The organism is Marinobacter sp., from assembly GCF_034669625.1.
Taxonomy (GTDB): domain Bacteria; phylum Pseudomonadota; class Gammaproteobacteria; order Pseudomonadales; family Oleiphilaceae; genus Marinobacter.
Genome location: NZ_JAXMOY010000014.1, coordinates 1 through 14249 on the forward strand (window position 1 = coordinate 1; position 14249 = coordinate 14249).

General features: G+C 54.9%; 9 protein-coding genes. 7 read left to right on the forward strand and 2 right to left on the reverse strand.

Features of this window, described 5'->3' with window-relative positions:
• Window positions 1–321: 321 nt before the first annotated feature.
• Window positions 322–1851 (forward strand): membrane-bound lytic murein transglycosylase MltF, encoded by a 1530-nt coding sequence (gene mltF / locus VOI14_RS12125; RefSeq protein WP_323752309.1) that lies wholly within the window; start codon window positions 322–324, stop codon window positions 1849–1851.
• Here mltF and VOI14_RS12130 read toward each other — a convergent pair.
• Window positions 1848–2345: a regulatory protein RecX gene (locus VOI14_RS12130; protein WP_323752310.1), complete on the reverse strand. Its 498-nt coding sequence runs from the start codon at window positions 2343–2345 to the stop codon at window positions 1848–1850. The two genes, mltF and VOI14_RS12130, sit on opposite strands and share 4 nt — an antisense overlap.
• A gap of 143 nt (window positions 2346–2488) precedes the next feature.
• Between VOI14_RS12130 and VOI14_RS12135 the strand changes: the two genes are divergently transcribed.
• The 5 genes from VOI14_RS12135 to VOI14_RS12155 all read left to right on the forward strand — a co-directional run bounded on the left by VOI14_RS12135 (window position 2489) and on the right by VOI14_RS12155 (window position 11702).
• Window positions 2489–4954, forward strand: coding sequence for a DUF349 domain-containing protein (locus VOI14_RS12135; protein ID WP_323752311.1), 2466 nt, complete (start codon window positions 2489–2491; stop codon window positions 4952–4954).
• A gap of 181 nt (window positions 4955–5135) precedes the next feature.
• The gene (locus VOI14_RS12140; protein WP_323752312.1) at window positions 5136–6344 is read left to right on the forward strand and encodes an acetyl-CoA C-acetyltransferase; all 1209 of its coding nucleotides are present in this window, start codon (window positions 5136–5138) and stop codon (window positions 6342–6344) included.
• Between the two features lie 29 nt (window positions 6345–6373).
• Entirely contained in the window at window positions 6374–8524 is a 2151-nt protein-coding gene (locus VOI14_RS12145; RefSeq protein ID WP_323752313.1) for a 3-hydroxyacyl-CoA dehydrogenase NAD-binding domain-containing protein, read from the forward strand.
• A gap of 234 nt (window positions 8525–8758) precedes the next feature.
• Window positions 8759–10933 carry a carboxy terminal-processing peptidase gene (locus VOI14_RS12150; protein WP_323752314.1) on the forward strand — a complete coding sequence of 725 codons (2175 nt, stop codon included), beginning with the start codon at window positions 8759–8761 and terminating at the stop codon, window positions 10931–10933.
• 4 nt (window positions 10934–10937) lie between these two features.
• Entirely contained in the window at window positions 10938–11702 is a 765-nt protein-coding gene (locus VOI14_RS12155) for a helix-turn-helix transcriptional regulator (RefSeq protein WP_323752315.1), read from the forward strand.
• On the opposite strand, the gene mtnA is transcribed toward VOI14_RS12155, so the two are convergent.
• Window positions 11691–12749: an S-methyl-5-thioribose-1-phosphate isomerase gene (mtnA, locus tag VOI14_RS12160; RefSeq protein WP_323752316.1), complete on the reverse strand. Its 1059-nt coding sequence runs from the start codon at window positions 12747–12749 to the stop codon at window positions 11691–11693. The genes VOI14_RS12155 and mtnA overlap by 12 nt on opposite strands.
• Window positions 12750–12918: 169 nt before the next feature.
• Here mtnA and VOI14_RS12165 point away from each other — a divergent pair, with 169 nt between their 5' ends.
• Window positions 12919–14247, forward strand: coding sequence for a TRZ/ATZ family hydrolase (locus VOI14_RS12165; RefSeq protein ID WP_323752317.1), 1329 nt, complete (start codon window positions 12919–12921; stop codon window positions 14245–14247).
• The last annotated feature ends 2 nt before the right edge of the window (window positions 14248–14249 follow it).

Genomic DNA, 14249 nt, shown 5'->3' on the forward strand with positions numbered 1-14249 from the left:
AATTTGCGGGAACGAAAGGGCGAGAGCGCTGGCGCGCCGCGAAGTTCAAGCATGATATCAACCTGTATCGCGCGAAGAATCGGGGGACGTCTTTCTGAAAGGCGGCAATGATACTTGAAACTGGCGCGCGGATACAGGGTAAGGTGATGCCTTTCGACGGTGTATAATCGAACCGGTTTAGTAGACTGAGTCTTTGCGCCAATTGACCGCGGAGACGCAAGAAGACATCATCACATATGTGCATGGATTGCATGGGGCATCAAACAACAGGCAAGTGACTTAAGTCACGCAGTTTCCTGAACATTGAGCTTTGCGGAGCGCATGGATTTGTCACAGATCATCACAAAGTTTCACGGTAGTAGCGCTGCATTAGCGTTGACTCTGGCAGCCATTTTGGCCGCCAGCGGGTGCACTCAACCCAGCACTCTGCAAGAAGTAAAGAACGAAGGTGTATTGCACGTAATTACCCGTACAGCGCCTTCTGTCTATTACGAAGAAGAGGATGGTGCTACCGGGTACGACTACGAACTTGCGCGCAGATTTGCCGATGAATTGGGCGTTGAACTGAGAGTTCGGGTGGCGAAAGATAACTCCGAAATCCTCTCCGTTCTTAAGCGCAACTACGCTCATATAGGATTGGCCGGCCTGGTCAATCGCCCGGATTTTGCAGCCGAATTCCACCCGGTTGCAACCGGCATCAACGCTCAATCCATTGTGGTGTATCACCGCGAACACCCGGCACCAGACTCGATCGAAGACCTGTCTGGCCAGACCTTGCACTTATTGGCCGATAGCAATCACGAGCACGTCATCGACGTCGCCGCTGGCGACCTGAAGCCTGACACACGCATCCACCCCGGCTTGGACGCGGAGGGGTTACTAGATAAGGTAAACTCCGGCGAGCTGCCCTATGCCGTCATTGCATCGAATGAGCTCGACCTAAATCACGTTTTTTTCCCCATGGTTAAGGAAGCCTTTGCTCTGAACGAGCCACAAGAACTCGTATGGCTTTTCCCGCCACAACAGGATGAAACCCTTGCCGATGCAGCCCGGCTGTTTATGGAGCGTGCCAATGAGGACGGTTCTAAGGCTCAGCTGGAGGAACGGTTTTACGGGCATCTGGACCAACTGAATTACGTGGGTGCACGCACCTTCATGCATCATCTCGAAAACCGGCTGCCACGATACCAAGCTTTGTTTGAAAGTTATGCCAGAGACATCGACATGGACTGGCGACTTCTGGCCGCCATCGGTTATCAGGAATCCCACTGGAGGCCAAACGCAGTTTCCCCTACCGGCGTACGCGGCCTGATGATGCTAACCCGCACCACCGCAAAGTACATCGGCATCAATAACCGCCTGGACGCCGAGGAAAGCATAAAGGGGGGCGCCCGCTATTTCCGTATGGTGCATAAGCGCATTCCCGACCGCATCCCCGAACCCGACCGAACCTGGTTCGCATTGGCTTCTTATAATGTAGGGTATGGTCATCTGGAGGATGCCCGAAGACTGACCGAATCAGCCGGCCGGGATCCAGACCGCTGGATGGACGTGAAAGAATTCCTGCCTTTACTGGCAAAGAAAGAATGGTATTCAAAAACCCGCTTTGGTTATGCCAGAGGGCATGAACCGGTCCTCTATGTTCAGAATATTCGACGCTACTACGATGTGCTGGCAAGGATACCAGCGCTCGACGAAAATAAGCCCACACAACCAGAGCAGCCGCCAGCTCTGGACAACCCGAGCAACATAGCGGGAGCCGGTGCGTCTGAGACAACATTACCTAACGAAGGGGAAAGTCTCAGTGCGGCCCTGCCAGCCGAACTCAGCGTGATACCGCCAACGCTTTAAAATTCCTCGCCCGTCCAAAGTTGCTCGGAGCTGTCGATCTGTAGCGCTTTTTCCACCTGTGCCGACGAAAAACCGCGGCGTGCCAGAAACCTCGCCTGTCGAAGCTTTTCGGTCAAATCATCGCGCAAAGAATCAAGCCCGAAACGCTTTTCCCGCAACTCTGCCGCCGCCCGAGACCAATCAGCATCGGTTCTATCCGCAAGGCATTCGGGGCGAAAATAAACCCCTCTTTGTTGAAGCTCCGCCATAATGCGCACCGGGCCATAACCCGCGTCCATCCGCTGACGACTATAGACATCCGCGAATCGATGATCATCCAGCCAGCCTTCGCTTTCGTACTCATCAAGTACAAGGTCGATCACAGTTTGCTCGAGCTGCCTTTGCCGCAATTTCAGCGAAAGCTCCTGCCGACTATGTTCCCGCCGCGCCAATAAGCGTAATGCTACTGAACGGGCTTTATACTCCGGATCATCCTGTTTTGAATCTTTTCCCATGAAGCCCCTTCCCGCATACGCCAGCTAAACGCTAGACTAGCGCCCGATGTTACAACTATCCGGCATGCATCAACATGCTGATGGCCGGTGGTGAGCACTCTGCCGCCACCGCTGACTGGTTTCAATCCCGAAGGATACCTTTTATGGCTGCATTTATTCAGAAACTGTTCAAGTCCCGCAAGACCAAAGCGACCTCCAGTTCCAAACCTCAGGTGAAACCTGAAGCGCAACAGCCTGCCGAGGTAGACCAACGCAATGAGCTTCGGGAAGCTCAGCTACAGCAGCTGGCAAACAATCCAGAGCAATCGGCCTTGGCAAGACTCTCAGTAGAGGGGGTTACGGCTTCGATCAGACTCGACGCCGCAAAAGGTTTGCGGGACGAAGTTCTGCTCCAACACGTGCAAAAGAACTCGAAAGGCCGGGACAAAAGCGTTTATCAGACCGTTCGGCAGTCACTTCAACATTTACGTGAGCAGCAAGCCAACGAAGCGGCCACGCGCCAACGCATCAGTGACTTGGTAACACAGGCAAAAGACCAGGCCAGCAGTGAAAACACCAAACTGTTCAAAGCACGTCTGGAAGCACTGCAAGAACAATGGCAAGCAGTAAAAGGCGACGCAAGCTCAGAGCAAGCTCAACAATTTCTGGAAGCAGTGCATCAATGCCAGAACCGCTTGCAACAGATCGAACAAATCCAACAAGAAGAAGCTCGCCAGCAAGAACAGGCCCGCCAGCGCACAGAAACTCTTGAATTGCTCAAGAACACACTTGCCGATCTCAAACAGCAGGACGCTAACGACCTACCCTCACCTTCAGCCATCGACGCTCTGCAGAAAACACAAGAGAACCGTTGGCTCGAAGCGACCAGAGACACCGTCGTCGATAAAAACGAGCAAAAAACCTACGAGCAGCAGATGCAGACCCTTCGTAGCTGCTTAAATGCCGTCCGCTGGCTGGCACAGGAAAAAGAGGCACTCAGTGCGCTTGCACAAGCCGTTGAATCTGGTGAGACCACGGAAGAACACCGGATACAAGCTACCGAATTACTTCAGCAGTTCAAATGGCCTTCTGACTTTGCCCAGCCTGCCAGCCTCATACAGGTCCGCAAATTAACCGGCAAAAAACCAGCACCTAAGCCCAACGAAGGCCAGCGCGAGAAGCAGCAAGAAATTGCGAGCAAACTGAAAAACACACTGCCTGAATTGGAAGGCGCCCTCGAAGCTCGTCAATTCAAAGAGTCCAAACAGCTGTTCAAGACGGTTCAAAACCTCTTTCAGCAGATGGACCACGCCAATCGAAAGGGCCTGCAAGCGCGCATGCAATTGTTGACCGGCCAGTTCCGCGAACTGAGCGACTGGCAAGGCTTTGCAACCGAGCCCAAACAGATCGCCCTATGCGAGCAGATGGAGCACCTTGCCGAGCAGCCAATCGATCCGGAAGCCAAAGCGGAGCGGATCAAAGAACTGCAAGGCGAGTGGCGCAATCTGGGCGGTTCTTCAGACCGAACCCTTTGGACTCGCTTCAAAGCGGCCTCAGATCAAGCTTACGAACCATGCAAAGCGTACTTTGAAGCCAAGTCTGATTTGAAGCAGGCGAACCTCGATAAGCGGAAAGCCATCTGCAATGAACTGTCCAATTTCCTGGAAAATGCCGATTGGGCATCCATTGACTGGAAGGCGATCGAACGCATTTACCAGACCGCAAGACAGGAATGGAAAGAGGCTTGGCCCGTTGACTTCCGAAATAATCGATCGGTACAAAAGCCGTTTGATGAACTGATGAAGCGACTGGAGCAGCCTCTTGATGAAGAGCGCAAAAAGAACGAAGCCTTGAAGCAGTCGATTGTCGAGCGAGCTCAGACGTTGATTGACCATGAACCACTGCAAGAAGCGATGGAGCAAGCAAAATCCTTGCAAGCGGAATGGACCAACGTTGGCATTACCCGACACCGTGAAGACCGCAAAATGTGGCAAGCGTTCCGCAAAGCTTGCGATCAGATTTTTGCTCGCCGCGACGCTCAGCGCACCGAGCAGAAACAAGCCAGCCAATTGGCCGATCAAGCGGCACAAGAGGTATTGAACAAGTACCAGACGATAGACTCAGAAACAGACGATACGATTTTGAGCGAAGCGCGGGAGGCCATAGGACCACTGACCAACGAGCCCTTGTCACCAGCCATCAAAGAACAAGTACAGCAGCTAAAGCAGCAACTTAACCGTGTGGCAGAGGTTAGAAAGTTTCAGCAAACCGTAACCGACTGGCAAGCCTTGGTCAGCGACAAGGTTGCGCAGAAGCTCTCTGACGAAGCCATGCCTAAACACTGGCTTACCCTGGCCAAAGCCTCTGGCCCGATCAACGGCCGTGATTTGGCGATCCGAGCGGAGATACTGACAGGCACGCCAACGCCGGAACAAGACCAATCCCGACGCATGGAAATTCAGGTACAACGCCTCAGCGATGGCATGGGAAACACCGATAACGCTTCCCCGACTCAGGAGCTCGAGAAGCTGGTTGCACTGTGGTGCCTGCACCCAGAGGTTGAAAATACTTCACACGAGAATGCAGAACGCCTGAATCAGGCATTGACCAGTTTGGCACAAGCCGACTGATCACAGCCCCGGCAATCCCTGACTGGTTAAACCGGTCAGGGATTTTTTGTTTCCGCTATAGAACTCTTCCTGAGCAAATCAGCCAATGGGTTTGGCAGCCCCTGCCATTACTACCTGCACTTAATAACCGCTATGGTTAGAACACTGACGTCCCCCCAAAACAACGAACAAAGGAACGAGCATGTCCACCGAGGCGTATATCTTTGATGCAGTCCGCACCCCACGCGGGCGCGGCAAGAAAGACGGTTCACTGCACAGCGTCAAGCCCATCACATTACTGGGCACCGTGCTTGACGCGCTACAAGAGCGCAATCAACTGGATACCGCACAGGTAGATGACATCGTCATGGGCTGTGTGACCGCTGTTGGGGATCAAGGTGCCGATATTGCCAAAACAGCAGCTCTGGCTTCCGGATGGGATGAGAAAGTGGCCGGCGTAACCCTCAACCGCTTCTGTGCTTCAGGCCTTGAAGCCGTGAACCTGGCGGCCATGAAAGTACGTTCCGGCTGGGAAGACCTGGTTGTTGCCGGTGGCGTTGAAGCCATGTCTCGCGTTCCCATGGGCTCTGACGGCGGTGCCTGGGCAACGGATCCCGCAACCAACCTCGAAACCGGTTTCATGCCTCAGGGTATTGGCGCCGACCTCATTGCCACCCTTGAAGGCTTTACTCGGGCAGACGTGGATAACTTTGCGGTTCGCTCCCAACAAAAGGCTGCCAACGCTTGGAAGAAGGGCTACTTCGCAAAATCCATCGTTCCAGTGACGGACCAGAACGGCATCATGATTTTAGACCATGACGAATTCATCCGGAGCAACACTACGGTGGACTCACTGGCCGGCCTCAAGCCCTCGTTCCAGATGATGGGTGAAATGGGATTCAACAGCGTAGCACGCGAGAAGTACCACTACGTCGAGAAAATCAACCACGTCCACCATGCCGGCAACTCCTCAGGCATCGTAGATGGTGCTACTGCCCTCCTGATCGGCAGCGAAGCCAAAGGCAAAGCATTAGGCCTGAAGCCCCGCGCCCGCATCGTCGCAACGGCGGTCACCAGTACAGACCCGACCATCATGCTCACCGGCCCGGCGCCGGCATCCCTCAAAGCGCTGGAAAAAGCCGGCCTGACCGTAGACCAGATCGACCTGTTTGAAGTGAACGAAGCCTTCGCCTCTGTGGTGATGCGTTTCCAGAAAGAACTGTCCGTTCCGGACGAGAAAGTGAACGTCAACGGCGGTGCCATTGCCATGGGCCACCCACTGGGCGCTACCGGTGCGATGATTCTGGGCACTCTGCTCGATGAACTCGAGCGCCGTGAATTGCGCTACGGCCTCGCCACTCTGTGTGTCGGTGGCGGTATGGGCATTGCCACCATCATCGAGCGCGTTTGAACCCCACTTTCACGAATAAGGAACAGATCATGACAGCCATCAAGTACGACCTGGGTTCAGACCAGATCCTGACCCTCACCATCGACATGCCCGGCCAGTCCGCCAACACCATGAACGGTGATTTCCGCAAGGCCTTGACGGATACCGTCAATAAGATCAATGACGATCTGAGCAACATCAAGGGCATCATCATCGCCTCCGCTAAGAAGACCTTTTTCGCGGGTGGAGATCTGAACGAGTTACACCAGGTAACCCGGGAGCAGGCAGCGGAATTTGAAACAATGGTGGACGGACTGAAAGCCAACATGCGCTTTCTGGAGACGTGCGGCAAACCGGTGGTTGCCGCGATCAATGGCGCGGCCTTGGGCGGTGGTTTGGAGCTTGCCCTAGCCTGTCATCACCGCATTGCACTGGATAACAATGGCACTCAACTGGGCCTGCCAGAAGTCACCTTAGGTCTTCTGCCTGGCGGTGGCGCCACTCAGCGCCTGCCGCGTATGATTGGACTGGAAGCCGCCTTTCCGCTGCTAATGGAAGGTAAGAATCTGAATCCGAAGTCTGCCTTAAAAGCAGGCGTTATCGATGCACTCGCCAACTCCCCGGAAGAGCTCATCAACAAAGCGCGGGAGTTCATCGAAGCCAACCCCAAGTGCGAACAACCGTGGGACAAAAAAGGCTTCAAGATGCCCGGCGGAGCCCCAAGCCACCCCGCGATGGCGCAAAAGCTTGCCATTGCACCCGCGATGCTGCGAGAGAAAACCAAAGGCTGCTACCCTGCGCCAGAGCGGATTATGTCGGCCGCTGTGGAAGGTGCTCAGGTAGACTTCGATAACGGCAGCCTGATCGAAACCCGGTATTTCGCAGAATTGGTCACCGGCCAAGTCGCGAAAAACATGACAAACACCTTCTGGTTCCAGTTGAATGCCATCAAGGCCGGCGGCAGCCGTCCCCAAGGGGTCGACAAGGCGTCCTTCACGAAAGTCGGCGTCCTGGGTGCAGGCATGATGGGCGCTGGCATTGCGTACTCCACAGCAACCCGCGGCATCGACGTGGTACTGAAAGACGTGTCCATCGAAAATGCTGAAAAAGGCAAAAGCTATTCCGAAAAGCTGCTGTCTAAGAAAGTCCGTCGCGGCCGGATGACCGAAGCCGAAAAAGAGGCTGTCTTGAGCCGCATCACGGCGACCGCTTCAGCAGACGACCTGGAAAGCTGCGATCTCATCATCGAAGCCGTCTTCGAAGACAGCCGCCTGAAAGCCAAAGTTACTCAGGAAGCTGAGCCGAAAATGGCAGCCGGCGGTATCTTCGCCTCTAACACATCAACCATCCCTATCACCCAGCTGGCAGAAGCCTCCGCCAAGCCTGACCACTTCATCGGCCTGCACTTCTTCTCGCCGGTGGACAAAATGCAGCTTGTGGAAATTATTGTTGGCGAGAAAACCTCGGACGAAACTCTGGCCCGGGCCTTCGACTATGTGCAGCAAATCGGCAAGATCCCGATTGTTGTCAATGACAGCCGAGGATTCTTCACTTCCCGGGTATTTGGCACCTTCGTCAATGAAGGCATCAGTATGCTGGCTGAGGGCATTCATCCCTCCAGCATCGAAAACGCCGGCCTGCTTTCCGGCATGCCAGTAGGCCCGCTGGCGATATCCGATGAGGTCAGCCTGACCCTGATGCAACATATCCGGGCGCAAAGCAGGAAAGATACCGAGGCCGCCGGTGGAACGTGGCAACCACACCCCGCGGAAGCCGTTATCGACACCATGGTGAACACCCATAACCGCAAAGGAAAGGCGGCCGGTGCCGGTTTCTACGAGTATCCGGAGAAGGGCAAAAAACACCTGTGGCCCGAATTGGAGACTCTGCTTGTTAACCAAGAGAGCGCGCGCAGCGTACAACTTCAGAATCTGAAAGACCGCCTGTTGTTCATCCAGGCAATTGAAACCATCCGCTGTTTGGAAGAAGGCGTCTTGCGCACCGTCGCCGACGCCAACATTGGCAGCATTTTTGGCATTGGATACGCGCCATGGACCGGCGGCGCCATTCAGTTCGTAAACCAGTACGGTGTTCGCGACTTCACGGCGCGCGCCCAAGAACTGGCCGCGCAATACGGCGAGCGGTTCACGCCGCCCGCTCTACTACTGGAAAAAGCGGAGAAAAACGATACCTTCGCCTAACCCCCCTTCCGACCGGAGGTCACCCCTCCGGTCGCTCTCTCCGCTTTTCGTTCCACTGCCCGCATTCAACGCACTGTACTGCAACCTATATGGACATATTGTCACTAAGCTCTGCGCCTAGCCTATAGCAACGGATGTAGCAGTTGCCTACAATAAATTGACTAGTCACGGGTAATAACACTGCCAGCAGACTCGGCAGGCATAAAACAATTCAGTATCGCCAGGTGTGTTTATATGACCATTGCGGAAAGAGCCGTTACGCGTAATCACCGGTCCTCCCTTCTCAAAGTTGCTGGACTGAGTGCGGCGTTAGGCCTTGCTTTGCTTGTTCCCGGTTTGTCCGGCCTACATGCAAAGATTGAGGAACCAGCAAGCTATCAACCGGTTTCCCCGACCATTGATCAGGCACGGGCTAACATTCTTATCGCCCGCCAGCTGCAATTCACTCACTTCCGCGACCTCGGCATCAGCGATGAACTCTCCGGCGATGTTTTCGATGCCTACCTCAACTACCTCGACGGCCAGCGTATTTACCTCACACAACAAGACATTGACGCATTAAGTCAGGTGAAAGGCCGCTTGGGCTCAGCGCTCAAGACCGGACAACTGCAACCCGGTTTCGATATCTACAACCTGGTTCAGCAGCGAATTATCGAGCGCCTGAAGTTTGCTAAAGAGATGATCAGTGCCGGTGTATCCGAGCTGAATTTCAGCACTGACGAAAAAATCCGCGTTGATCGCTCGGAGGCGCCCTGGGAGACCGACAAAGCGGCTCTGGACCAGCTCTGGATCAAACGTATCAAGAACGCCGTCTTAGCGCAGCGTCTCAATGGCGCCGATGACGAAGCCATTGAGGAAACCTTGTTGCGCCGATACGAAGGCCAGCTCAAGCGTGTCTATCAGGCCCGCAGCGAAGACGCTTTCCAAGCCTATATGAATGCCTTTGCCGGCATGTGGGACCCGCACACCTCCTATTTTTCTCCGCGTACCTCGGAGAATTTTAACATCAACATGAGCCTCTCTCTGGAAGGTATCGGTGCGGTTCTCCAGTCAGACAATGAGTACACCAAAATCGTTCGGCTGGTTCCGGGTGGACCAGCGTCCAAACAAGGCCAGCTTCAGCCTGCAGACCGGATTGTCTCCGTGGCTCAGGAAGAAGAGAAGCCCGTGAACGTAATTGGCTGGCGCCTTGATGAAGTGGTCGATCTTATCCGCGGCCCGCGCAATTCCATCGTAACCCTGGAAGTCATCCCTGCGAACGCGTCGGATGAAACCATCACTCGCAGCATTGCCATCAGCCGCGACGAGGTAAAACTGGAAGAGCAAAGTGCCAGCAAAGACATCATTCAGCTAGACCGCAGCGGTGCCGCCTATAACATTGGCGTGATCACCATCCCGACCTTTTACGCTGACTTCCAGGCTATGCAAGCTGGCGATCCAAACTATAAGAGCACCACTCGAGATGTTCGCAAGTTGATTGACGAACTCAAGCAAGACGGTGTCGACGGCATAGTGATGGACCTGCGCAACAACGGTGGTGGCGCGTTGCACGAAGCCAACGACCTGGTCGGTCTCTTTATCGATAAAGGACCAACCGTGCAAATCCGCAACGCCAGCAACGAAGTGCAGGTACTGGACGATCGAGACCCGACCGTTGCTTACGACGGCCCACTGGTAGTGCTGGTGAACCGTATGAGCGCCTCCGCTTCCGAAATTTTCGCGGGCGCTATACAAGACTATGGCCGCGGCCTGGTGGTTGGCTCACAAACCTTCGGCAAAGGCACGGTGCAGGCAGTACGCCCTCTTAACCATGGTCAACTGAAGATCACCCAGTCCAAGTTCTACCGGGTTTCAGGCGGATCAACCCAGCACAAGGGTGTGATTCCCGACATCGAAATACCTTCCCGTATCGATAAATCGAGAATCGGCGAAGATGCGCTGGACCACGCCCTACCTTGGGACCAGATTGAGGCGGTCCCCCACACCCGCTATTTCGACTTCAGCGGCATTATTGATGAACTCCGCACACGGCACGACGACCGATTCAATACCAACCCGGAATTCAGCTTGCTGCAAAAGGAAATCGATTTCCTGAACCAACAGCGCCAGATTGACTATGTCAGCCTCAATATTGACGAACGAACAGAGCACCACAATCAAATTGAAAGCACCCGCCTGACCATCGCCAACGCGCGCAGGGAACTTCGCGGCGAAACCCCTTTCGAGGAGCTGGAAGACTTGGAGAAATGGCAGGATGAACAGGTGGCCGATCCGGACAACACGGACGACGAACTGGACTTCGTCATTCGTGAGGGTGGCCACATCATGGCGGACTTGCTCGAACTGGATCAGCGTATGGCCTCCATACTTGCGCCCACACAGTTTGCCGTAAAAACTGAGGTGCCATAGAGCCATGTCCGAAAAGGCGCCCTCGGGAGGTCAACGAGAGAACCTCAAAAAAGCTCAGGTCTTCCAAAGCATGCTGCTGGATGCTTTGCACGCCATGCGCTCCATGGAAGAAGCAGAAAGCATGGCGCCGGCAGCCGATGCCCGGGCCAAATCATCCGATCGGATTCTGGACCGCATTGTTGGCTTTACCGGCTCGGCGCTTAAGCTCGGGGCCCGCGCTACGGACACCTCGCTCAAAGTCGGGCGGGTGCTCGTCAACTCACAGGATCAACTCAGGGCGATGCTGGCCGCGGGCCAATCTCTCAAAGACATTCGGGAAGTAGCCGGACTAACGCTTTCGGAGATGAGCGAGGCACTGAACCTCAAAGACAAGTCGCTGCTGGAAGCCATCGAGAACGGCACCGCCACCCTTTCCTTCGAGCTGATATTGCGGTTTGCAGCTCTGGTTGCTCGAAACGACCCCATCCCCTTCATCATGCGCACCACGCGGAACTACAATCCGGAGGTTTGGCAGATCCTGAACGATTGGGGGATTGGCCGTATTCCGCTGCAGTTCGAGCGGGAGCGGGAGTTCATCAATATCTTCCGTCGTCATGACAACGCTCGAAACCTTTCGGATGAAGGTTTCAAGAAGGTGTTGGAATTCACCCGCAACAGTTTTGAGATGTCGATGCATTTCATCGAGCAGCAGGAAATGGAAATGGCGGAACTGAAAGCCGACCTTCAGTCCCGCAATCCCGACGACTCGGAACCCTCTTCAGGCAAATAACGCTTTCATACCCGCAAGGTCCGGCTTCAGCACAGCCCCTTTTTCGGTCACGATCGCATCGATCAAACTGGCCGGCGTTACATCGAATACCGGATTGAACACTTCCACTCCGGGTGGCGCCAGAGGAATCCCGCGAATTTCCCGGACCTCTGTTCCTTCACGCTCTTCAATCGGAATCTGGGCCCCCTCAAGCAAAGCCATATCCACCGTGCTGGAAGGCGCGACGACCATAAAGCCGACACCGTGGTAGCGGGCCAAAACAGCCAAACTGTAGGTACCGATCTTGTTCGCCACATCGCCGTTGGCGGTGATCCTGTCGGCGCCCACGATTACCCAGCTTACCTGGCCACTGGCAAGAATCGCCGCCGCGGCACTGTCAGCATTCAAGGTCACAGGAATATCATCCCGTTTAAGCTCCCAAGCGGTAAGGCGGCTGCCTTGAAGCCAGGGCCGGGTTTCATCCGCATACACTTTATCGAGCAGGTTACGCTCGTGCAGTCGGCGAATCACACCAAGGGCTGTGCCGTATCCACCCGTAGCCAGCGCCCCCGTATTGCAGTGGGTCAACACTCCAATCGCTTGTTCCGGACTCATCACGTCAAGCGCATGATCCGCCATCGCCAAATTAGCAGCGATATCTTCTTGATGAATCAAAACCGCTTCTGAAGCCAACCGCTCTACCGCCTCATCCAATTCTGCACAGTTCAGGAAGACCTTTTCCATACGCTGCAGCGCCCAGAACAAATTCACCGCCGTGGGCCGCGATTTTGCCAACTGGTCAATCGCCTGCCCTACTTCGACTTGCCAATTGTCGCAGCCACCAGCATGGCGAGCAGCCAAAGCGACGCCATAAGCCGCACTGATTCCGATAGCCGGTGCGCCACGAACCACCATATCGGTAATGCATTGGGCAACCGCGGACGCGCCATCTGCCGTAATCCAGTGCTCTTCGGTAGGCAACAGCCGCTGATCCAAAAGCTCCAAACTGTCGCCGTGCCAACGCACTGGTTGTGTACCCAAAATTCGTTGGTCTGTGGAATTTGCCATGGTCAGCTCCGCTTGCGGCCAAAAAATCGCAGTATAGCGTGTTACTTGCCTCTTTATACCTCTATTGGCACGACTGCCGGGGTAGTTCTGCCGGTGGTGGCTCGCTATACTTCTCCGTTGAATTCCCCGGCATACAGACTCTGTGCCCCCGACCCAACAAGGCAGGTTAATGACGGCAAACACTATCACCGCAGCCGACACCCGGATTAACGCCCGTTGGCTTATTCCCGTTGAACCATTTGGCGTTGTACTGGAACATCAGGCCGTTATCCTCCAAGGCAGCCGAATAGCGGCCGTATTGCCTCAGGCGGATGCAGACCAACGCTTCCGCACACGTGAAACCATTGATCTTACCAATCACGTGGTACTTCCCGGTCTGATCAATCTGCATGGTCACACAGCCATGTCCCTGTTTCGCGGCATGGCAGACGACCTGCCTCTGATGACCTGGTTAAACGACCACATCTGGCCGGCCGAAGGACAATTTGTTTGTGAGCAATTTGTCGTGGATGGCAGCCGACTTGCCATGGCCGAGATGCTGCGTACCGGTACCACCACCTTTTCCGATATGTACTTCTTCCCGGAAGCCACCGCTCAAGCTGCGCACGACATAGGCATGCGCGCGCAGGTGTGCTTCCCACTGATGGACATGCCCACCATGTGGGGTTCCGGCCCGGATGAGTACTTGGCAAAAGGTGCCAATCTGATTGCTCAATGGCGCAACGATGAATTCATCATGCCGGCTATAGGCCCCCATGCGCCCTACACGGTTTCAGACCAACCTTTAGCCGCTGCTGTAGAACTGTCCGAAAAAACCGGCGCGGCCATACAAATGCACCTGCATGAAACCGCGTTTGAGGTCGACGAAGCGTTAAAGGTATCCGGTAAACGGCCGATTGCCCGCATGGCCGACCTGGGCGTGCTGGGCAACAACAGCCAATATGTCCACATGACCCAGCTTAATGAAGCCGATCTGGCAACTCTGAACAAGATGGGTGGGCACATCGTTCATTGCCCTGAATCGAATTTAAAACTCGCCAGCGGACTGTGTCCGGTTCAAACACTGATCAACGCCGGCCTGAACGTCTCCATTGGCACTGATGGTGCAGCCAGCAACAACGACCTAGACTTATTTGGCGAATTGAAAACGGCTGCCATGCTAGCCAAAGTTGTAGCAGACGATGCCACTGCCCTCTCGGCTCATAAGGCTTTGGAAATGGCGACCCTGAACGGTGCCCGCGCCCTGGGCAGGGAACAGGAGTTGGGCTCTTTGGTGGCCGGCAAGCTGGCGGATCTGATCGCCGTCGACCTCAGTGACCCGTTTATCCAGCCCGTCTATGACCCGGCTTCGCATCTGGTTTACAGCAACCACGGCCGAGCCGTCAGCCACAGCTGGATTCACGGTGTGCCTCAACTGCAGGATGGCCGGTTAACCCGAATTGACGTCCCGGACCTGATGCTTCGCGTTCGTGATTGGCAAAAACATATTCTCAGTTAATT

Bases quoted from the DNA above. Each gene is read 5' to 3' on its own strand.
- VOI14_RS12140 (WP_323752312.1), top strand. From the start codon at position 5,136: ATGTCCACCGAGGCGTATATCTTTGATGCAGTCCGCACCCCACGCGGG.
- VOI14_RS12165 (WP_323752317.1), top strand. From the start codon at position 12,919: ATGACGGCAAACACTATCACCGCAGCCGACACCCGGATTAACGCCCGT.
- mltF (WP_323752309.1), top strand. From the start codon at position 322: ATGGATTTGTCACAGATCATCACAAAGTTTCACGGTAGTAGCGCTGCA.
- VOI14_RS12135 (WP_323752311.1), top strand. From the start codon at position 2,489: ATGGCTGCATTTATTCAGAAACTGTTCAAGTCCCGCAAGACCAAAGCG.
- VOI14_RS12145 (WP_323752313.1), top strand. From the start codon at position 6,374: ATGACAGCCATCAAGTACGACCTGGGTTCAGACCAGATCCTGACCCTC.
- mtnA (WP_323752316.1), bottom strand. From the start codon at position 12,749: ATGGCAAATTCCACAGACCAACGAATTTTGGGTACACAACCAGTGCGT.
- VOI14_RS12150 (WP_323752314.1), top strand. From the start codon at position 8,759: ATGACCATTGCGGAAAGAGCCGTTACGCGTAATCACCGGTCCTCCCTT.
- VOI14_RS12155 (WP_323752315.1), top strand. From the start codon at position 10,938: ATGTCCGAAAAGGCGCCCTCGGGAGGTCAACGAGAGAACCTCAAAAAA.
- VOI14_RS12130 (WP_323752310.1), bottom strand. From the start codon at position 2,345: ATGGGAAAAGATTCAAAACAGGATGATCCGGAGTATAAAGCCCGTTCA.